Annotated in this window: 22 protein-coding genes and 1 pseudogene; 14 read left to right on the top strand and 9 right to left on the bottom strand. The window is 47.0% G+C overall.

Features of this window, described 5'->3' with window-relative positions; translation table 11 throughout:
• Window positions 1–23: 23 nt before the first annotated feature.
• Complete coding sequence (locus tag C3B52_RS19760; RefSeq protein ID WP_103108124.1) at window positions 24–1391, bottom strand: hypothetical protein; 1368 nt, start codon at window positions 1389–1391, stop codon at window positions 24–26.
• Between the two features lie 180 nt (window positions 1392–1571).
• Between C3B52_RS19760 and C3B52_RS19755 the strand changes: the two genes are divergently transcribed.
• From C3B52_RS19755 to rpmG, 3 genes are all read left to right on the top strand, one after another.
• On the top strand, window positions 1572–2528 hold the full coding sequence (locus C3B52_RS19755) for a hypothetical protein (protein WP_103108123.1): 957 nt from the start codon (window positions 1572–1574) through the stop codon (window positions 2526–2528).
• A 165-nt stretch (window positions 2529–2693) separates the two neighbouring features.
• Window positions 2694–3902: a GTP-binding protein gene (locus C3B52_RS19750; RefSeq protein ID WP_103108122.1), complete on the top strand. Its 1209-nt coding sequence runs from the start codon at window positions 2694–2696 to the stop codon at window positions 3900–3902.
• Between the two features lie 21 nt (window positions 3903–3923).
• Window positions 3924–4073, top strand: a complete 150-nt coding sequence (rpmG, locus tag C3B52_RS19745) for a 50S ribosomal protein L33 (RefSeq protein ID WP_103108121.1) — start codon at window positions 3924–3926, stop codon at window positions 4071–4073.
• Window positions 4074–4152: 79 nt separating this feature from the next.
• Here rpmG and C3B52_RS19740 read toward each other — a convergent pair whose 3' ends face one another.
• Window positions 4153–5319: a cation:proton antiporter gene (locus C3B52_RS19740; RefSeq protein WP_103108120.1), complete on the bottom strand. Its 1167-nt coding sequence runs from the start codon at window positions 5317–5319 to the stop codon at window positions 4153–4155.
• 263 nt (window positions 5320–5582) lie between these two features.
• Here C3B52_RS19740 and C3B52_RS19735 point away from each other — a divergent pair, with 263 nt between their 5' ends.
• Window positions 5583–5945: a cupin domain-containing protein gene (locus tag C3B52_RS19735; protein ID WP_103108119.1), complete on the top strand. Its 363-nt coding sequence runs from the start codon at window positions 5583–5585 to the stop codon at window positions 5943–5945.
• Between the two features lie 57 nt (window positions 5946–6002).
• Here C3B52_RS19735 and C3B52_RS37830 read toward each other — a convergent pair whose 3' ends face one another.
• From C3B52_RS37830 to C3B52_RS19725, 3 genes are all read right to left on the bottom strand, one after another.
• Window positions 6003–6137, bottom strand: a complete 135-nt coding sequence (locus C3B52_RS37830) for a hypothetical protein (RefSeq protein ID WP_268811895.1) — start codon at window positions 6135–6137, stop codon at window positions 6003–6005.
• A 29-nt stretch (window positions 6138–6166) separates the two neighbouring features.
• The gene (locus tag C3B52_RS19730; protein WP_103108118.1) at window positions 6167–6457 is read right to left on the bottom strand and encodes a hypothetical protein; all 291 of its coding nucleotides are present in this window, start codon (window positions 6455–6457) and stop codon (window positions 6167–6169) included.
• A gap of 108 nt (window positions 6458–6565) precedes the next feature.
• Window positions 6566–6979 carry an Lrp/AsnC family transcriptional regulator gene (locus C3B52_RS19725; RefSeq protein ID WP_103108117.1) on the bottom strand — a complete coding sequence of 138 codons (414 nt, stop codon included), beginning with the start codon at window positions 6977–6979 and terminating at the stop codon, window positions 6566–6568.
• A 117-nt stretch (window positions 6980–7096) separates the two neighbouring features.
• Here C3B52_RS19725 and C3B52_RS19720 point away from each other — a divergent pair, with 117 nt between their 5' ends.
• The 5 genes from C3B52_RS19720 to C3B52_RS19695 all read left to right on the top strand — a co-directional run bounded on the left by C3B52_RS19720 (window position 7097) and on the right by C3B52_RS19695 (window position 10817).
• Complete coding sequence (locus C3B52_RS19720; protein WP_103108116.1) at window positions 7097–7852, top strand: MBL fold metallo-hydrolase; 756 nt, start codon at window positions 7097–7099, stop codon at window positions 7850–7852.
• Window positions 7853–8300: 448 nt separating this feature from the next.
• Window positions 8301–8894, top strand: coding sequence for a winged helix-turn-helix domain-containing protein (locus C3B52_RS19710; protein ID WP_103108114.1), 594 nt, complete (start codon window positions 8301–8303; stop codon window positions 8892–8894).
• Window positions 8891–9154, top strand: coding sequence for a hypothetical protein (locus tag C3B52_RS19705; RefSeq protein ID WP_103108113.1), 264 nt, complete (start codon window positions 8891–8893; stop codon window positions 9152–9154). The genes C3B52_RS19710 and C3B52_RS19705 overlap by 4 nt, the downstream gene beginning before the upstream one ends.
• A gap of 41 nt (window positions 9155–9195) precedes the next feature.
• Complete coding sequence (clpP, locus tag C3B52_RS19700; protein WP_103108112.1) at window positions 9196–9777, top strand: ATP-dependent Clp endopeptidase proteolytic subunit ClpP; 582 nt, start codon at window positions 9196–9198, stop codon at window positions 9775–9777.
• Window positions 9778–9797: 20 nt separating this feature from the next.
• Entirely contained in the window at window positions 9798–10817 is a 1020-nt protein-coding gene (locus C3B52_RS19695) for an NAD-dependent epimerase/dehydratase family protein (RefSeq protein WP_103108111.1), read from the top strand.
• Window positions 10818–10871: 54 nt separating this feature from the next.
• On the opposite strand, the gene C3B52_RS19690 is transcribed toward C3B52_RS19695, so the two are convergent.
• On the bottom strand, window positions 10872–12110 hold the full coding sequence (locus C3B52_RS19690) for an MFS transporter (RefSeq protein WP_235615784.1): 1239 nt from the start codon (window positions 12108–12110) through the stop codon (window positions 10872–10874).
• A 106-nt stretch (window positions 12111–12216) separates the two neighbouring features.
• On the opposite strand from C3B52_RS19690, the gene C3B52_RS19685 reads away from it, so the two are divergent.
• The 3 genes from C3B52_RS19685 (at window position 12217) to C3B52_RS19675 (ending at window position 14996) form a co-directional block, all read left to right on the top strand.
• Complete coding sequence (locus tag C3B52_RS19685; RefSeq protein ID WP_103108109.1) at window positions 12217–14025, top strand: SgrR family transcriptional regulator; 1809 nt, start codon at window positions 12217–12219, stop codon at window positions 14023–14025.
• Between the two features lie 84 nt (window positions 14026–14109).
• Window positions 14110–14472 carry a cupin gene (locus C3B52_RS19680; protein ID WP_103108108.1) on the top strand — a complete coding sequence of 121 codons (363 nt, stop codon included), beginning with the start codon at window positions 14110–14112 and terminating at the stop codon, window positions 14470–14472.
• Between the two features lie 89 nt (window positions 14473–14561).
• Window positions 14562–14996: a metal-dependent hydrolase gene (locus C3B52_RS19675; RefSeq protein WP_103108107.1), complete on the top strand. Its 435-nt coding sequence runs from the start codon at window positions 14562–14564 to the stop codon at window positions 14994–14996.
• Between the two features lie 69 nt (window positions 14997–15065).
• Here the strand turns inward: C3B52_RS19675 and C3B52_RS19670 are convergent.
• A pseudogene (locus C3B52_RS19670) lies at window positions 15066–15315 on the bottom strand (AbrB/MazE/SpoVT family DNA-binding domain-containing protein).
• 311 nt (window positions 15316–15626) lie between these two features.
• A complete protein-coding gene (locus C3B52_RS19665; RefSeq protein WP_103108106.1) occupies window positions 15627–16328 on the bottom strand; it encodes a hypothetical protein in 702 nt (233 codons plus the stop codon).
• Between the two features lie 109 nt (window positions 16329–16437).
• Here C3B52_RS19665 and C3B52_RS19660 point away from each other — a divergent pair, with 109 nt between their 5' ends.
• Window positions 16438–17223, top strand: a complete 786-nt coding sequence (locus C3B52_RS19660; RefSeq protein ID WP_201264915.1) for a M23 family metallopeptidase — start codon at window positions 16438–16440, stop codon at window positions 17221–17223.
• A 480-nt stretch (window positions 17224–17703) separates the two neighbouring features.
• Here C3B52_RS19660 and C3B52_RS19655 read toward each other — a convergent pair whose 3' ends face one another.
• Window positions 17704–19347, bottom strand: coding sequence for a DUF6583 family protein (locus C3B52_RS19655; RefSeq protein ID WP_103108105.1), 1644 nt, complete (start codon window positions 19345–19347; stop codon window positions 17704–17706).
• Window positions 19348–19538: 191 nt separating this feature from the next.
• On the opposite strand from C3B52_RS19655, the gene C3B52_RS19650 reads away from it, so the two are divergent.
• Window positions 19539–20456: a LysR family transcriptional regulator gene (locus C3B52_RS19650; protein WP_103108104.1), complete on the top strand. Its 918-nt coding sequence runs from the start codon at window positions 19539–19541 to the stop codon at window positions 20454–20456.
• Window positions 20457–20576 lie beyond the last annotated feature (120 nt).

Genomic DNA, 20576 nt, shown 5'->3' with positions numbered 1-20576 from the left:
GCTTATAGGACGTCCAGCGGTTATTACATCGGCATGGTTACCGGTTTGTAATGCTTGCGAACTTCATCAGGTGTCAGCAGCAGGGATTTGTACTCTTGCTTGGCAGACTTCCCTAGAGTAGGGGTGACTTGCGGCTGGATGGCTACCAGCACCTGCTTGGTTGCCTCTTTCAGCACAATATAGGGCACCTGCTTTTGTTTAAGCATGCTCTCGAATTTGGCCCACTCTTTCGTAGGGACAGTCTGCAAAGTAAGCAGCTCTGCCTTTGTCTTTCCGTTATCGGCATAGAAAAAGAAACGTGTAAGCATGGAATTCGGGTCTTGGGCAGAGGAAGTGATTGTGTACTTTCCTTCCCATTTGTCAGGAATGCGGAAATCATACCCCATTAAGAAGTTTTGGTAGTGCTCTTCAATCGGCTTCAGTCCAGACATTTGATCCCATTGAAAATAAGAAGAGACCCATGGAATCTCGGCCATCGACAAATCATCGGTTCCCGGAGGCTGTGTCGTTACCCCAATCTCTATGATGCCATCTCCGTTAATATCCTCACTATACAAGGAATACGGCTTAAAAGTCAGGTCCATCTCTCCGTCAATTTTGGCTAGCGGGTTGTGCAGCTTTCCCTCATCCCACACTAACAATTCAGTAGAAGCGGAATGTGCGCCAAGCCCCGCCTCGATAAATAACCCATTCTGAGTAGGAGAGGCTTTTCCAATAATTGCCTGTTCATATCCATTGATCGCGCCTTCCAGCGGCAGCTCTGTCAGCTTCGCTACTTTTCCGTCCTGAGCTCCGTAGATATCTACTTTGGATGTAAAGTTATTATGGTCGTGCAGGACAAGTGCCAAGTCAGAGAGGCCATTGCCTGTGAGGTCACCTACTGCCATGACAGAATACGGCTGTTTGATCAGCTCTTGAACCTGTCCTTGGGTAATGGAGTAAACGGAGAGCTCCTTGTTCAGATTCTCTCCTCCGCCAAGGCCAATCAGCATTTCGGGCAATTGATCTCCGTTCAGGTCCTCAAACGTGACGTAGTCCAGCTCGCTGCCTATTCCCGTAAAAGAGGCGAGCTTTGCCCAGTTGCCTTGCTTTTGAGAGAGCACGAGCACACCGATCTCATAATCGGTTTTTTCTGTTTTAAAAAAGGCAACAACTTCTGGATTGCCATCTCCCGTCAAATCCTGGAGAGTAACTGCGCTCGCCTCACTGGGATGAAGCGGCACGGTCAATTGAGAGCCGGGAGGCAAAAACTGCATAACGGCTTGATTAATTGATTTTTGATCGCCATCTGCTGTTGGAGCGCGCATCAATTCATTTGGTGTATCAGTAAATCCGCATCCGCCAAGAAGCGCGGCGAGAAGCACGGCAGAGTAAAGCCAGGCCTTTTTCATTCGATCTGTTCCTTTCCATAGATGTATCCATTTGACTCTATTGTAGCCTGACCATCCGTGAAAGTTGTTGCAAACCGGTAAAAAAGTGCTAAGAAACTTAGGAAAATTTACTAGCAACATTTCCCCTGATTTTTCCGTTTAAGAAGTGGGGAGAGGGAAGTAAAAAAGGAGGACGATATTATGAAAAAAGGGTTAAAAACCTTGGCAGCTATCCTGTGTAGTAGCGGGCTTCTGATTGCTTCTGGCTTGGGAGTCGATAAAGCTCTTGCGAATACAGCAAAAACACAAACATATGCCTCGATGGTCTTATTGCAATCTCAGCATAACATTCCATTTTCCATACAGTTTCTTGATGGATTCAAGGTAAAGGTAACGAATAATCGGACAAAAGCAGTAAATACATTCGATGTATCTGCCAACAAACCAGAGTATCTCAGCTTGGGTATTTATCAAGGAGATGGCAAGCTGCAAAAAAACACCACTGGTTTTGCGCAAAAGCTCGTTCAGCTAGTGCCTTTTACGGATGCAAATGGCAATTTGCGCTGGAAGGGTCAGCAAACCCTTTGGGGTGTGAATGGCGAGGATCGGATTGCAGTAGCAACGAGTGTGTGGAACATCGTGAATGATCAGCCGCAGCTTCTCGGCGTAACCGTCAACCAGGGAGATTGGGACAATATGCCTTCGCCTGACGTTGAAATCAACAGCGGATTTAGCATGAGGCGGGATACTACCTACGTGCTCGATACCAAGTATGCTGATGTAACGGGAGACGGAGTAAAGGATCACGTTTTTTTGATCGGTGATAAAATGGGAAGCGCAATGAATATTGTTGCCGAGGATCTGCGAATTGTCGTTCGCGAAGGAAAGCATAATCAGCAGATCGTCGTTTCAGTCGGAGAGCAGAATAGTGGTATTCTCCCTAAGCTGTTTATTGGTGATGCCAATCACGATCAAGTCCCGGACATCCTTGTGACGATGCCGACCGCGACTGGCAAGAATTACAGTCTGTTTACATGGAAGGACAATCATCCAGCACCACTTGTGGAGCAGCAGAAGCTGAATGATCGTGGAGTTTACCAACCAGTGAACGGTATGTATGGAGAAGCCATTTCAATGAATCTAATCAAACAGAAGTAAGCAGGAGAACCCTCTTTTCAAAGTGAAAAGGGGGTTTCTTGTTGTCTTTTTTGGTTATTAAATCGTAAACATTACGTTTTGTATTGACACACTCAACTTGCATGAAGTAGTATAACGATTAAATCGTAATTGTTACGTTTTAATAACGAAAAGGAGATTACTCTCATGAACGATAAAAGAATACCGGTTACAGTTCTGAGCGGTTATTTGGGAGCTGGAAAAACGACTCTGCTTAATCATGTGCTGAACAATCGGGACGGACTGCGCGTTGCCGTTATCGTGAACGACCTGAGTGAGGTAAACGTGGATGGTGCGCTTATTTCTCAAGGCGGCGGACTCTCTCGGGTCGAGGAAAAGGTCGTGGAAATGTCCAATGGCTGCATCTGCTGCACGCTGCGGGAGGATTTGCTGACAGAAGTAGAGAGACTTGCGCTGGCAGGCGTATATGACTACATACTGATCGAGTCTACAGGTATTGGTGAGCCCGTGCCTGTTGCCCAAACCTTTACGTATGTGGATGAAGAAAACGGAATTAATCTGTCTGCCCTATGCCGTCTCGATACGATGGTAACGGTGGTTGATGCTTACCGTTTTTGGCACGACTTTTCCTCTGGAGACAGCTTGCTCGACCGAAATCAGGCGGTGGGGGAAGAGGATACCCGTGAAGTGGTGGACCTTTTGATTAGCCAGATCGAGTTTTGTGACGTCCTGATTCTCAATAAATGCGATATGGTCGCACCGGAGGATTTGTTGCAGCTGGAAGGCGTTTTGCGCAAGCTGCAGCCGAATGCTCGCTTGATTCGCTCCAAACGGGGACAGGTGGACCCACACGAGATTTTGAATACAGGTTTGTTTGATTTTGAGCAGGCTAGTCAATCGGCAGGCTGGGTGATGGAGCTGCAAAAGGAAGAGCACACGCCGGAAACAGATGAATATGGCATCTCCTCCTTTGTCTATCGCGGACGTAGACCTTTTCATCCTGAGCGTTTTAGTGAATGGCTGACAGCCTGGCCAGAGGAAGTCGTTCGTGCAAAAGGATTTTTTTGGCTGGCGACTCGCAATGATTTGGCGATGACTCTGAGTCAGGCAGGTCCTTCTATTGAGATTGGCACCGCAGGCTATTGGACGGCGGCGTTGCCGGAGGAAGAGAGGTTGGCGGTTTTGGCAGACGACCCTGACTGGAGAGCGACATGGGATGAAGTACATGGGGATCGGATCACTGAGCTGGTATTCATCGGGATTGAGCTGGATCAGGCAGCGGTAGAAGAGCAGCTAGATGCTTGTTTGTTGACAGATGAAGAATACGCGTCTGACTGGAGCGAGCTGCCAGATCCTTTGCCGACAGCAGACACGGTTGTAGAGACAGCAGTATAACGTATCGACAGGAGGGATATTATGCGAGTCAATATCACACTGCAGTGCACAGAAACGGGAGATCGCAATTACATTACGACGAAAAATAAGCGCAGCCATCCAGAACGTCTGGAATTAAAGAAGTATTCCCCGCGGTTAAAGCGCTACACTTTGCACCGGGAAACGAAATAAAAACGAGAACAGGCAGCTCCTTTTTGTCCGTAGACGAGGAACTGCCTGTTTTTTACTCTATAAGCATATAGAGGTTTTCTTACGCATTCTTTTTCAGAGCAGGTGACTCTGTCCCTTGATGCTTGTCGGAGAACAGCCATTTCATCATCGGTGGAGTTACGATCGTGGTCACGAGTACGACGACGATCAATACGGCGAACATGTCCTCGGTCAGCAGGTTGCTTTCCAACCCGATGGCAGCAATGATCAATGCAACCTCTCCACGTGATACCATGGCTGCTCCGATTGCCATCGAATTTTTCCACGGGAACCCGGACAGCTTAGCCCCAATTGCACCACCTACGAGTTTGGAAACAATTGCCACAATACTCAGAATCACAATCAGCCAAAGGTTTTGCACAATTCCAGAAAACTGTGCAGTTACTCCGATCGAAGTGAAAAACACAGGTACAAAGATGGAGTAGCTGATCGTCTCAACCTTGCTTGCTACCTCGTGTCTGTAATTAGTCAGGCTGATGGCAACGCCTGCGATGTACGAACCGATGATGGCTGCGACACCTGTGTATTCTGCGAAGTACGCAAACAGGAAGCAAATAATCAATCCGGCTGAAATCACGGATTCTGTGACTTGCAGCGGAGCGAATTTTTTTAATACCCACGGAACCACTTTCCAGGAGAGCAGGATAATCACGGCGAAGAAGGCTACCTTTTTCAAAATAACCATGCCTAGATTCACATCTCCGCCAGCAAAACTCATCAGGAAGGCGAGTGCCAAAATCACAAGAACATCATCGATAACAGCGGCCCCCATGATCGTAGCGCCCTCTCTCGACTTTAGCTTGCCCAATTCCTTCAATGTTTGTACAGAGATACTTACACTAGTCGCAGAGAGCAGTAGTCCCAAAAAGATGGATTCAACGGAGGACAGTCCCATCGCGATCCCAGCACCATAGCCTAAAGCCAGCGGAACGATGATCCCAGCAACACCTACGTTGGTAGAGGCTTTGGCTGTACGCTTGAATTCATTGATATCAGTTTCCAATCCGGCAACGAACATGAGGAGGATGACACCAATCTGGCTAATTTCCTTGATGATTTCTGTGTCTGTCACCAGCCCCAAAACGGTAGGGCCGAGAACAATCCCGATCAACAGCTTGCCAAGCACAGACGGTTGACCTAGCCGGACGCTGATGTCCCCGGCAATTTTGGAGGCAATCAGGATGACTGCTAGTTGAAAAATGAGCATGTAGTTTCCCCCTTTAGTCAAAATAAAAAGGAGCCTGTAATCACAGGCTCCTAAATGTCGACTGAAAAAAGACAAAAAGAACCCTATGATGACAGGCTCCTCCAGAAATACATAAGCTATTCGGTTGCTTTACGTAAACATTTTAACATGCGAGACAAATAAAGTAAATACAAACTGACAAACGCTTGGGGTTCGTGTCATGATAAGTCATAGATGCAATACGTGAAGCCGATGGACATGATATAAGCAGGAGGAGAATCGCTTTGACACCTGATCAAAAGGTAGGCAAAATCAGCAAGGCAAATGCAGAGCATTACATATGGGGTGAGCAGTGTGATGGCTGGCACTTGGTAAAGGGGCAGGAGCTGAGCGTCATTCACGAGAGAATGCCTGGAAATACAGCGGAGGTCCGCCATTATCATGAAAGGTCACGCCAGTTTTTCTTTGTGCTCTCTGGAGTGGCAATATTGGAGGTAGAGGGAGTAAGGCACACGCTATCCGCACAGGAAGGCGTGGAAGTATCTCCAGGGGTAGCACATCAAATGAAAAATGAGGCTGCGGCTGATGTGGAATTCCTCGTGATTTCCCAGCCAACGACGAGAGGTGACCGCATCCATGTAGAATAGATGGGAAAAGCAAAACCCTGATCACAGCTGCGGTCAGGGTTTTGAATATTCTTGAAGTTATTTCATGTTCATAAAGTCGGACATTGCCGCGAAGGCGTCTGTCAAGGCGTGCAAGCTTTCCGCAGTTTGGTAAGCGAAAATAGGCAAACCTACTACAAACAATAATGCTTCTCCGATGTACTTGGCGATCATAAGATCTACCTCCTTTTGGTTTTGATCCGTTATGCGGATAGAGCCAAAAATCGGTAACCGTATGTATCGGCATCGCTGTCTGAGTGCTGCATGCGCCGGAATAATCGCGAGCGCATCGGTTGCCTTGCCGCCATCGGGTAGGTTTCAATCATGCACGGATTGATAGGAGGTTGATAAGTATCACTCTGTTGCCAATCCAAAGCCAGCTTTGTTGTGGGAATACGCCGTCTCAAGTAGTAAAGCGACGTGAAGCATCCCGCAAACAGGGCGAGCAAGGCGAAGAAATCCTCCAGCGAAAGCAGCAGTAGCAAGTCTTCCATGGCGATTTCCCCCCTTTCCTTTGCCTAAGAACGAGGTACCCTGTTCTTAGTATCCACCATTCTACTCCTGTTCACATAATCAGGCAATAGTGAAAAATAATGAGGCTCCTATTTGAGTTTTCCAAGCGACAGATTGACTCGGTAGTTCCCAAAGGCAAGTAGCTCTTCTATAAAAGCATTCAATGCGTTTTGGTCTAGCACACGGACAACGAGCAAATAGCAGCCCTCACCACTTATTCGATGGGCATCGGCTACCTCGCTGCGCTCTTTGATAAAACGGATGAACGGCTGATGATCTGAAGTCCTCATAAACATCGTAATCATGGCAGTGAGGTGCGGTCCGACTTTCGTATCGTCAATAAGCGTTGTATAACCTTGAATAATTCCTTGTTCCTCCATACGCCTGATCCGGTTGCCGACAGCTTGGCCGCTCAAATGGACCTGTTCACCTATGTCCTTCCACAAAAGACGGCTGTTTTCACGCAGCAGGGCAAGAATGGAGAGATCAGTCTGGTCGAGCATGCTATTCTCCTTTCACGATGAAAGTGCAGATGCCTGTTTTGTTTCGCGGCATCAGCGTGGAGCTCTGTACAATGAAGGTAATCCATTCTTATTATACCGACGAAGGAGAGATCTGACATGCATATTCAGCTGATCCGGCATGCTACGCTAAAGCTTACGTACGGGGGACATACTTTTTTGGTTGATCCGATGCTAAGTAGCGCGCACACGCTGCCAACGACACCAAATACGCCCAACCAGGTGGCAAATCCACTTGTGGAGCTGCCGTTTTCTGTGGAAGAAGTGCTGGAGGGTGTAGATGCTCTCATCGTGACGCATACACATCCAGACCATTTGGATGTAGAGGCAGTAAGCAAGCTGCCGAAGCATTTGCCGCTGTTCTGCCAGCCACCGGACGAAGAGAAATTGCGTCAGCTAGGATTTGAACAGGTCATCGTTGTGGAGGATGAAACCAATTGGCAAGGCATCCAGCTCCGCCGAACAGGCGGTCAGCACGGAACAGGAGAGATCGGGAAGCAGATGGGACCTGTCTCGGGATTTGTTTTGCGCGGAAAAGAAGAACCGACGTATTACCTCGCGGGAGATACCATCTGGTGTGAAGAGGTAGAACAGACCCTCCAGACCGATCAGCCAAAAGTCATTACACTATTTGGCGGAGCAGCTCGCTTTTTAGTAGGCGATCCAATTACGATGACCAAAGAAGACATAGCGAAAGTGGCACAGACAGCTCAGGGCAGCCAGATCGTCGTCGCTCATATGGAGACGTGGAATCACTGCCTGCTAAGACGCGAGGAGCTGCGTGAGTATGTAGCGGAGAAAAATCTCGCCGGGCAAGTACACGTACCAGATGATGGCGAAGGCCTAGATTTTTAATAGAGACATACAAGAGGAAAACGAGAAAACCCCGTTAAATCAACGGGGTTTTCAACGTTTTCAACGCTTTTTCATTTTCCCGTCCACCCCCAACAAAAAATGCCTGAACCAATCCAAAACGCTGGGCAGAGAAAAAGGGAGAAATAAGCGAAGGTCTTAGGGACACCAACCGAGGCGGAGTGGAAAAAGCGGAACACGGTCTCAGCCTCCAACTCTGAGAGGCTCCCTGCCCGAGCTGCTTTTGGAGTCGGTTCCGCTTTTGAAACGCAGCCGGACAGGAATGACCCGCGTAAGCAGTGGCCCTACGAACCTGGAGCGTTTTCTCCCTTTTTCTCTCCTCAACCAAAAGTCCGAGCCAGGAATTTTTAGGCTCTCCCACCATTTGACAAATAAGATCTCACGTAATAAACTATTTTTACGTAAATGATTAATGTCATGAGGTGTTTTTGTGGCACATGAACAACTGGAATCGTATGTAGTCGAGACGCCGGAGCAAGCGATGGCGCTGTTGAATCCGCTGCGTGCGGAGATATTGAGCCGTCTGGTTGAGCCGGCATCAGCTGCTGAGGTGGCGCGTGGGATCAATGAAATTCCCCAGAGAGTGAATTACCATCTGAAGGCTTTGGAAAAGGTGGGGCTGGTTCGCCGGGTGGGAAGTCGTCAGGTACGCAATCTGGTCGAGGTGCTGTACCTTGCGATTGCACGGACCTACGTGCTCTCGGAAGGATTGAACTGGGCGAACGAAACCGTGCAGCAGATGAAGGATCAGGGAGCGCTGTCCCACTTGGTGAATACAGCAGAACGGATCAAGCGTGACGCTCTCTTGTTGATGGAACGCTCCGATCAGGAACAAGAGATCCCGAGTGCCACGCTAGACACGAGCATCCGTCTCGCCAGTGCCGAGCAGCGCAGTGCTTTTGTGGAGGAGTACGTCTCTCTTGTGAACCAGCTCGTCGAAAAGTATCAGTCGAAAGCAAAAGGACAGGAAACGTATCAAGTCATTCTCGCCGTGTATCCAAAAGAAGGAGGAGAAAAGGCATGAAGGCAGAGGCAGCAGTAACAAGCAAGTCCAAACCTGTAGTCGTTTGGGAAAGAAAACCAGAGCAGCAGCGGGGAAATGTGATTGCACTTCCGAACCGAAACACCCAGGTAGGTGCCAGCGAAGGCGAGTCTGTTGTGCAGACGTGGACAGTTGGGCCTGCAGACAGCCCTGCTGTGGTCACACAGGTCTCCTCTGGCTTTAGCCGAGTGGGTGGCAGAGCTTCTTCACCGCAAGCAAGCCGCATGAGTATGGCAGCGTAATCTAGTCTATTCATTTTAGGCACAAACAAGGAGGGTTTTTCATGAATCTGATTCCAGTAGTGGTAGAACAAACGAGCTATGGGGAGCGTTCTTATGACATTTACTCTCGCTTGCTCAAAGATCGCATCATTTTTCTGGGCAGTGCCATAGATGATCAGGTGGCAAATGCCGTTGTAGCTCAGCTGCTGTTTTTGGCCGCAGAAGATCCAAAAAAGGACATTCACCTGTACATTAATTCCCCGGGAGGCTCTGTTACAGCCGGGATGGCGATCATCGATACGATGAAATTCGTTGCGCCAGATGTATCTACGATATGCACAGGCATGGCTGCTTCGATGGGGGCGATGCTGCTGGTAGCCGGAGCGCCGGGCAAAAGGTTTGCACTTCCAAATGCTGAAGTCATGCTTCACCAGCCTTGGGGCGGAAGCCAGGGGCAAGCGAGTGACATCAAGATTGCCGCCGATCGGATCATGAGGCACCGAAACATGCTATATACGATCATTTCCGAACGTACAGGCAAGACGGTCGAGCAAATTGAAAAAGACGCCGACCGGGATTACTTCCTGACCGCAGCAGAAGCGCTTGAATACGGGCTGATTGATAAGGTGATTGAGAAGCTGTAGAGACAAAGGGAGGGGCAGGGATGAGGATTCTTTTATTGGGCGGGACACGATTTATTGGGCCACATGTAGTAAAAAGACTCGCAGAATCCGGGCATGAGCTAGCGATTTTTAATCGGGGGCTTTCATCTGGTGAAGCCCCTCTGCCAGAAGGAACGGTCTCGATTAAAGGAGACCGTTCCAAGCTGGGGGAGTTTCGAGAAGCGTTCCATTCATTTGCTCCTGATGTAGTCATCGATTTGTTTCCTTATACAGAAGCAGATGCTCACTTATTGATGGAGACATTTCAAGATTTGACCGGACGAGTGGTAGCAGTTAGCATCTGTGATGTATATCAAGCCTTTGGGCGAGTAAATGGAATAGAAGCAGGCCCCGCAGAAGAAGGACCGCTCACAGAAGATTCCCCTCTCTGCCAAAAGCGGTACCCATTGCGTGGCGTTCGTGAAGACCGAAGTGATTATGACAAAGTATTGGTTGAAAAGGTCGTGCTGAGTCACAAGCAATTGCCCGGTACGATTGTGCGTCTGCCGATGGTGTACGGACCAGGTGATTACCAGCATCGCTTATATCCTTATTTACAGCAGATGCGTGATGGCAGAAAGACGATCCTCATGGAAGAGGGCTTTGCCTCATGGAGCTGGGCACGCGGCTATGTAGAAGATATAGCAGAAGCCATACGTCTGGCAGCTACGCATGATGTGGCCAAAGGTCAGATTTATCATGTGGCGGAGCCTGATTGCCTGACGATGAAGCAATGGATCGAGAGAATTGCGGCGCAAATCGATTGGCAGGGCGAAGTCATCATTGCGCCTGCCGCAGATCTGCCGGTTCATCTCGTACCACAGATCAATAACCGTCAGCACATCTGCCTGGATACAGGAAAAATCAGAAGAGAGCTGGGCTATCAGGAAACGATCACCGATCGGGAAGCCATGCGGCGAACCATCGAGTGGGAAATGGCGAATCCTCCGGAAGGTGTCATGCAGATGATCAACTATACCGAAGAGGATGACATCCTAGCACAGCTAGGCATTATGAAATAAACAGTAAGCCTCGAGCAGCATGTGCAAATAGCTGCTTGAGGCTTGTTTGTCTTTTTACCCCAGCCTCCACAACGAAAGCCGACGATACACAAGAAAAATCACCACATTCCCCAACGCAGCAGTCAAAAACACGACCCATGGACCAAGCCAGACTGTCATCCACCCGGACCCATATATGGAGAAGACGATCCCCAGCTTGAAAATAGACCCGGTGATCCCGCTGATTCTGCCAATCATATGCGCGGGCGTAGTCTCCTGACGAAACGTCCAGATACAGATATTTTCAATCGTGCTGATGAGCCCTGTGAGAAACAGAGACAGACAAAGCACCCACGCGCTAGAAGCAAACACCATTAGAAAATAGGAGAGACCGAGCAGCAGGATCGTCATCCCCATGATTATGCCGATCGGAAAACGTCTGCGCAGCCGCGCTACCACAGAACTGCCGAGCAGGCCGCCAACTCCCGCGACGGAGAGCACGAGACCGAGCTCGGAGTTATCCAGCTTCAAATGATCCTTGGCAAAGAAAATAATCATCGCATCGTACATGCCGGATGTGGCATTCAGAAAGATCACAAGCAGCGTAATCAGCCAAAGAGGACGATTTCCAAGCAGCTCTTTCCAGCCAGCTTTGAATTCCTGCCAAAAGCCGCCTGTGGACTTCATGGAAACATCGGTACGTTCCAAAAGAGAAATGGCGATCCAAGCGAGCAAATACGCAATTCCGGTGATGAGCAGTCCGGAGTGCAGGCTGGATAACAGCAGGATAAATCCGGTAATTGCAGGACCCATGATTTCGATAAACGTGCTCATGAAGGAAAACCGGGCATTCGCTGAGGTGAGCAAGGGTGTCGGAACGACTTGCTTGATCATGCTGACCCGTGCATTGTTGAAGCCATAGTTGAAGGCCATGAGCAGAAATCCTGCAAGGTAATAATGGATGACTTGGGCATGACCCGTTTCCGTCAATCCATACAGCATAAACAATAGCATCATCTGTCCAAAGACCATCCACTGGGACCACCGCTTTTTGGAGAAGCGATCTACCAGCACGCCAATGAACATGGCAAGAAGCAAATTCGGCAAAAACTCAATGCTTTTCATCGTCGTCATCGTAACGGGTGATTGCGTCATATCGTACAAAATGAGCGGTAATGCCAATTCATACACCTTTGCACCACAAGCCAGAAAGGCTGATGTGAAAAAGAGGATGAGAAACGGGCGGTTGCGCCAAATGGACTGGTTAGCGGGTGTACCCGATCCCATCGCAGGGGACGTTTTTGCTAGAGACATGTAAGAAACCTCCTTCTTCGTCTTTATTGTAGCTAGGAAAAGGGGAAGAAAAAGGGTAGAGTAATCTATATATGATTTCCCCTTTTAAAAAGAGGTGAACCCTTACATGCAGATCGCCCAGCATTACTTGCACCTGCGCCAGCATTTTGCAGGGAGACAAGAAAATGAGCAACAAGAGGTTACGTTGGCTGAACTGGCTGCTGTTTTTTTCTGTACGATCCGTAATGCCAAGATGATCATTAAGCAGCTGGCAGAACAGGACTGGATCGAGTGGATGCCTGGCAGGGGCAGAGGAAACGTATCCCGAATCGTGTTTTTGCGAAGCGTGGAGCAGGTGATTGTGTCTATGGCCAAAGCACATGTCGCACAGGGTGATCTTGATAAAGCGATGCACCTGTTCTCCGACCCGAAGATACCGCTTCGGGCCAAAAAACGCTTTTTTGGGTGGCTTTCAGGGCAGTTCGGATTTCGTTCAGAGGAGATAGAGAAGCGTACTCGCGATACGCTGCGGATGTCCTTTTACAGAACGATACCGGCTCTGGACCCGCCTTTTGTAGGCAGACGGACAGAATCGCATATGGTGAAACAAATTTTTGATACACTCATTCGTTTTGATGAGCTGCAAGAAGCTTTTGTACCGCATCTTGCTCATCACTGGGAAGCTGACGAGAGCGGGACACAGTGGACTTTTTATTTGCGAAAAGGGGTATTGTTTCACCACGGCCGTGAGCTGACTGCACATGATGTCGTCTGGACGTTTGAGCGGATAGCTGATCCAAAAACAAAATCACCCTATCGCTATATGCTTTCGGACGTGGAGACAGTCGTGGCTATTAAAGAAACGACAGTAGGGATCAAGCTCAGACGCCCGAACCATATGCTGCTCTCCTTTTTGGCATCAGATCGAATGTCGATTATTCCTGGCGAGGTCGTCGCCCAAAAAGGCACGGAGTTCACCAGGCTGCCAGTCGGTAGCGGTCCCTTTCGGCTAATCCGAAACGACGAGCAAATGTTTATTTTGGAAGCTGTTCCTACCTATTTTCTCGGCAGAGCACATTTGGATCGGGTAGAAATCTGGGTAGTGCCTCAGAACAGCCTGCGGGAGGACTATTTCTCTAGTCAGGGAGAGGTGCACTTCCAGACGTTTTGGAACACGCTGGAGCCTCTGGAAAAGTGGAAAGGGCTAGAGCGTATCGAGAGGGGTTCTTCCTATCTTGCCTTTAATTTAAATCGCACGGGACCGCTTCAGAAAAAAGAGGTTCGGCATGCGATCCATCGCCTGCTGGATCGGGAGAAAATGATAGCGGATTTAGGGGGGAATCGCCACATTCCTGCCCATGGATTTTTGCCTGATGAAAAAGCTGTGTTGTCTAGTGAAGCCCCGATGGATATTCAAAAAGCGCAGGAGGTACTGCAAAAAAGTATAGACAAGGATGAACGAATCAGGCTGTTCACATACGAAGGAGCAGGAAACGAAAATAATGCAGAATGGCTGCAGAAGCATTTTGCTCAATACGGATTACTGCTCGATGTCACTGTGGTACCGATCGAAGAATTGAAAAAGCCGGAAATACTGCTTCAGGCAGATATGGTGTTCTCGGGGGAAGTATTCGATGAACAGTGGGAACTGGGGTTGGTGGAATTGTACAAATCGGATGCCAGTTTCCTGCGGATGATGTGGGACCCCACTACTCGGACGCAGATGGACGAGCAGCTGGATTTGCTCGTGCAGGAGCAGGATAAAGAGGCCCAGCGAGAGCGTCTTCGCGAGGTAGAAGACCTGCTTCGTGAGCAGCATGCTTTGCTGTTTGTGTACCATGCCCTTCAGCAATCTGCCTATCATTCTGCCCTCGCAGGAGTATCCCTCAATGCGCTGGGTCTGGTGGAGTACAAAAATATTTGGTTCAAGCAGTAAAGATAGGATGAGAGTGTCTGTTACATTGCCTATGATTTGCGTTAAGATGGAGCTTACACTTTTAGTGACGGAGGAGAAATAATCATGCAGCTATTCCGTTTTGACCAACTGGCAGGCAGAACAATCGACCGCTTTGATTCAGTCAATGCTACGATTTCGCGTATCATGCGCACACCCGGCTCAGTGCAGATCGGGTGCATTCATTTAGGGGAAGCGGGTGTCGTTGGGTACCATCCGGCAGTATGCCCGCAGCTATTTCTCGTTGTAAACGGTGAGGGCTGGGTATGCGGTGAAGATCGGAAGAGGGTCCGGGTCGGACCTGGTCAGGCGGCTTTTTGGACAACAGGCGAAGAGCATGAATCAGGCAGTGAAGCCGGAATGACGGCGATCATCATCGAAGGCGAGGGACTGGATCCGGCTAGCTTCATGCCACAAATAGATTCGTAACAGTCGGACGTGTCTGGCCATTTTAAGCCGTTCCACCTACCGTGTACAAGCTCCTCAGACAAACAGAAGAAAGTCGGTGTGAAAGGCAAATGTTATGGAAAACGCATCTCGTGTTGGGGGCAATTGCTGGCTACTATGCCTACCCTTCCTGGAAGGGCAGTGTGATTGGCGCTACAATGGCATTGCTGCCCGATATTGATCAAGCTAGAAGCAAGCTTGGGAACATGGTTAGAACCGTATCAAGGGCTGTCCAAAAAGGCTTTGGTCATCGAACGATCACGCATTCATGGGTCATTTTGCTCGTTCCTGCCCTGCTGCTAGGTGATTCTCCGGCTGCCATGGCTGCACTCTGGGGAATACTGTCGCATCTGATCAGTGACATGCTCGTAGGACGTATTCAGCTGCTATGGCCGCTCAGGTTTGGCTGGATTGGAATCCCGCTATCCAAAAAGATGTACACTGCGGTAGATCAAATCGTTTTTTATGCGGCGTTGGGATATATCATCTATGCGGGTTATCAGTGACGCGAGCTTGTCGGAGTTGACGTAGAAGCCCTCCTCGGACAAAAAAATCCGAAAGAGGGCTTCTTTTGTTTATTCCGATTCATTTTTTGCTTTACTAACATAGGTTGAACAGATCAGTTCCCCTTTAAAGTGTAATGTATTTAAGGCATTACCACAGAAAACATATGCGGATTCATACTTCTTCAATATGATACGTTTCATCATCAACATAATTCTCTAATGGATCCTTGATGTTAATATCAAAAAGGTCTCGTAGCTCCTTTGGTAGTACGAGTCGCCCTAGCTCATCGACTTTTCTAACAACCCCGGTTGCTTTCATCGTTTTTCCTCCATTTTTATATAGATAATAGTGAATTTTATTAATTTATACAATCCAAAAAATAAAAAGGAAACAATGGAGAAGGAACTGTTTGAGTGATACGAGTATTTGCCAGAACTGATACAAAAAGGATTTGCTCTGATCAGATCAGATGAAAGCAGACGTGGGCAGGGTTGTTAACCCGCATGTACCGATATCTGAGAGAACGAACGCAAAGCAAGAGTGAGAAGAGGGAGAACAAGTTGAAAGCCTTCCTAGGAGGGCTATATTTATATACTGTACTGACTAAGGCTACACTGGATCAACCAATTTTATTTCATATCTATCATTTCTAAGATTTCATCGTAAGTCATTTTTTTGATTACGTTGTAGTCTAAGGCTCTAAGTATAAATTCACGACGCAATTCTTCATGCTCATTTTTTGGCTCAGGAAGATTTTCTCCTGTAGCAATAGTGTTAAAGCGTGGATTAAATGTTTCCATATTGTCGTCTGCGTTAAGTTCTACTTTTACTTCTTTTGTAGTTCCGTCATTTAAGGTGAGGAGATAACTTGCCTTTACAAGGTAACCGTCATCAGTAGAGTTTCTCTCAGCAGATAAATTATTAACAGTGACATTCTTGGCAGGTAGAATACCTTGTTTTTGCATGTTCAAGTAATTTGCGAACTCTTTATGAACTGTCGATAATTCTCTCTTTACTTGTTCTTTTTCGTCAGGACGGATGTTCCATGTTAGTGAAAAATATGTATTCCAAAGATTATTTTCATCCTTTTGTGTAAAGAGATGGTGCCATTCTATTGAAAGTAATTCCATCATGCGACTTAAGGTAGTGTCGTGGTTTTCTAAACGATCAAGGATTTCAAATTTTTTCCTATAGTCTACAACTGGATTTGGATTATTTTGTACCATTGACACCTCATTGTTACCAGTATGAACCATTGGTACTTGATTGTTATTAGCCGTACATCCAGCAATTAACAAGACGGAAAGTGAAATAAGATATTTTTTATTCATTAACCATCACTCCTATTTTGGTAATATTGTAAAAAATGTTTATTTTTATAAAATAATATGATAGAAGCGGTTTTGTGATAATATACCATAAAATGAAGGAATTAGGGGTTTGAAAAAAGTCTTGGTTGGTATGTTTGGCTTAGCTTTAGCAGCATCGGCCATATTAGGTACAGGTACTGGAAAGGTCCAGGCAGCAGGGGAAAATCCATATAACGCTTTTAACTGGTATTATGTTACAGACGGTACTACAATAAGTAAAAAATATAGTAAGACTCATAAGGGAATAGACATTGCAGTCAATAAAGAAACAGTATATAGCCCTCAAAGGGGGACAGTTCTAAGTGCTGGTTATTGGACAAGTGCTGGGAATTATGTGGCAATTGAGACAAAAGATAGAGATCCTGACACTAATACTAAGCTTGTTATAAGGTTTCTTCATTTACATTCCAAATCTGTATCTACAGGTGATTCTGTAAGTAGAGGGGGAGAAATTGCGGTATCGGGTAATACTGGTACAGACACAACTGGCCCTCATTTACATGTCGATGTCAACAATGAAGGGGAGTATGATGGGAAATATATTACCTATTCAAATACAATAAACCCTATATTTTTCTGGCCTCGCTACTTCGATGGCCCAACGTTTGCTCCGAATGAGTCCATAAGTGAATCATATGAAAATGAATATCATGAAAGTGAAGATGAATTACTACATAAATTTGATAGTGAGGAGTACTTTTTTGAAGATACACTCATCAATTATGTAGGGGAAGAAGAATTTTTAAATTGGATTAACTCACAACCGTTAGAAGAACAAACAGTACCCAATTTTAAAAAGGCATTTGGCATCTCTGATGAAAAAGAAAAAGAGTTGAAACAACAAGCTTGGGAATAGTCAATCACGTAATTTATAAAAGAAATACGATGACTTGACTACAAATCATTAATGAAGAAAACCCGTCTCTGTTTTAATTAGAGACGGGTTTTCTTCATTATTTGTATCTGTCCATGTAGTCTGAGGTAGAGAGTCTGTCAAGAAATTTGTATAACCTAGTAAAACGAACTCTAGCAACTGTCCGTGCTGCGGCTTGACTTGGAGCCTCTAAGCGTATGGCTGCTTATGCGGTCCAGCGAGTTTAGGTATATCCCTCGCATTGGCAACCAAGGCGCTATGGCGATATTCGCGGTGAATGTAAAGCGAATACTGAAACTAGCGGACTAAAAAAGGGGACCTGTAGTAACAAAAAAGCGACACCTACCAGGGGAAACGGAATAGGTGTCACGAATTTTTTTAGAAAAATCTCAGGTTAATGGAAAAACCTGGTTTCCTCAGTGGCCTCCTTTTGGGACGGGGCTCTTTGCTGTACACGTACGATTATGGCATCATGAATTGTTGAACCAACGCTTCGTTTTCAGCCATGAATTTTTCCAAAGCCATACCAGCTTCTTGCTGGATTTCCATCATTTGCTGGTCAGTGATGGTTGCCAGGTTGATTGCATTCGCATCAGACATAGCTGGGATCTCTAGTGCCTTGCCGAATTCCTGTTTGGATTTCAGCTTCATGCTCACACCTTTTGGCATATCAGGTGTAGGATTATCAAAGTTGAGCTTGATACTGCCTTCTGAATCACGGCCATTGTCGCTAGCTGTTTCAGACAGGGTCACATTACCAGAGAGCTTAACTGGCTGAGCTGAATACTCATCAGCAGCCACGAGTTTGAAATCGTAAACGCCTGTTTCCTTCTTGTCTTGCTTCGTTACTTCGAAAGTAGTGTTAAAATCGAGAACAGGATCAGCTGTTTCTTTTACGAGAACACCGAATTTACCTGCTTTTTTACCATTTTGTTCTGTAGCTTTGTAGGTGAAGGATACTTCTCCTTCTTTTCCTTCTTCAGGAGCGTTAAGCGTATAGCGATAGTACGTATCTGCACCTTTATTGTAGGAAGCAGTGCTGAGCACGAGCTCTTCCTTGTTGTCTTCCTTCACGAGCAGCTTGCGGGACAGGATTTGGTGATCGCCGTCCACCAGTACAACCATTTTGATCTCATCCTTGCTGTTCTTATCGGTTTCGTTGATATCAGCAATCAGGTCGTCAAAGCTCTGGTCGTAGTTTTTCTTGAATTCGTCCTTGGAAATTTCCTCGACAGGATAACCGCTGTCCTTCATTAATGTAGATACTTTGTTATAACGGGTGTAGATCAAATCAAACAGCTTTTGATCTGCTTTTGCTTTTTCAGCCAACTGCTTTACGAGAGCAGACGCTTCTTCCTGATTAAACGTGACTGTAATTTCCCGTGCAGCGGCTTGAAGGCCTTCCTCAGAGAATGAAGCATCCTTCTTCAGAGTCACTTGGCTGTCTTTCACATGATCTGCGTATAGGAGAGCATAAGGCGTCATTACGCTCTTCACTTCATCTTCCTTGATGGAAACAGCATCGTACAGGTCACGATAAGTGAGGAAGCGCTTCGGTAGTTCTTCACCCAGCTTTTCCTTGATAGCATCGCGATCTTTGAGGTCAATATAGCCATATTTTGAATAAAACTCTGGCAGACGGAAGCCCATCAGCGTATCGTTAAGGAAATACTCAATCGTAGCTAGCTTTTTGTCCTTGAGATGAACTTCAAAATTTCCGGTTTGCTGATTCTTTTGCTCGTCGATGTTGCTCTGCATTACGAGCTTGGCGCTTTTGAGCATATCAAGAATTTTTTGGGCTTGCGGATCAGGTATTGTAGCATCTACTGTAATTTCGCTCAACTCGGTAGTTGAATGAACGGGTTTTTCCAAATAAGGCTTCATGTAGGCTTCGTATTCTCCATACGCCTTGGATGCATCCGCAGAAAATTTCATCATGCTTTCCGCTTCGGCTTGCAGGTAGATGGATTTTGAGCTTTTAAACAAATCAAACTTGGCGTAGGCGGTCCCTAGTCCTCCTAGCACAACAACAACTGCCGCCCCGGCAATCAGCAGTGTTTTTTTCATACTTTTACGTGGCGGGTTCAAGTTTGGTGTGGTTTCCATGTTTTCCTCCCCTAATCTCTCTCTAATGAAGTACGATTCGCAAAAAGGTTTTTCGCACTCGATTTCGTATTGTACCACAAGGCAGAGTGATGAAAGGGGTTTCCAGTAAAAATTTTCAAAAATGAGGAAGAAAGACCCAAAAAGAGAAGATCACTCATCATCACGAGCAGTATTAAAAAGGGGGAACCGTCGTGGACTTTCGCGTGCTGCAAACGTTTATGATGGCGGCTACAACGGAAAATTTCCATCAGACAGCAGAAGCATTGTATATTGCCCAACCAACCGTCAGTCAGCATATTCGGCAGCTGGAAAAGGAATTGGGAATCGATCTGTTTGAGCGAGTGGGCAAGCGCGTGCGTTTGACAGCTGCCGGAAAGCGATACCTGCCACATGCAAAAGGGCTGTTGGAGAAGTGGCATCACGGGATTGAGGATTTGCAGGCATGGAGGCAAGGCTATCGGGAAAAGCTGCAGCTTGCAGTGTCGCCAATCATTGCCCGCGCTCGTTTTTCGCATTTGCTCCATCGCTATACGAAGCTGTATCCGGACGTTGATATTTCCATTAAAATAGTGGATTCCGTAGAAATCGGTCCGCTTGTTCAGAGTGGACAGGCAGACTTGGGCTTGACCCGTATTGTCCCAGGGGAGTTTCAGCTAGCGACATATATGCTGTACGAAGACCCTATTGTATTTGCTGTCCCGCACAGTGGTGGAGATATGGAAGCGCCACTGCCGGATTGGGAGACCGAGGTGCAGTCAAATCGGCTTTTAACTCATAACCATCCAGGGTATTGGGACGAGCTGTTGTTGCTACTTCGTCAACGAGGGCTGTTTCTGCGAACGATGGCAGTGTCACAGGTGGACATTACGAAAAGATTTATCGAGGATGGACTGGGCGTTTCCTTTTTACCGCGTTCGGCAGTGAATCGAGAGCTTTTTGAAAATCGGTTTATTGAATTACCGACGCCTGGCTTGCAAGTGCCGAATGTCGCCTCCTATCTGCTTGTACCAAAGGGAGGGATTAGCGATCCAGCCCAGCGTTTTGTAGATATTTTGCAAGCCTTGTACTCGCCGATGCCTCCTGTACAGGGGAGCAGTCGTTTCAATTGAACGTATAGGAATTCTTAAGCGCGACGCTTATGAATTCCGGAGCGCATAAAAACTTTCTGCTAAACGCGGTCGCCCTGCATGATAGAAGCCTCGATAGATGTTTTTTATTGATTGTGTTTT

The organism is Brevibacillus reuszeri, from assembly GCF_002897295.1.
GTDB classification, from domain to species: domain Bacteria; phylum Bacillota; class Bacilli; order Brevibacillales; family Brevibacillaceae; genus Brevibacillus; species Brevibacillus reuszeri_A.
Note: the sequence above shows the minus strand (reverse complement) of the source record. Positions and strands in the feature narration are given on the sequence as shown.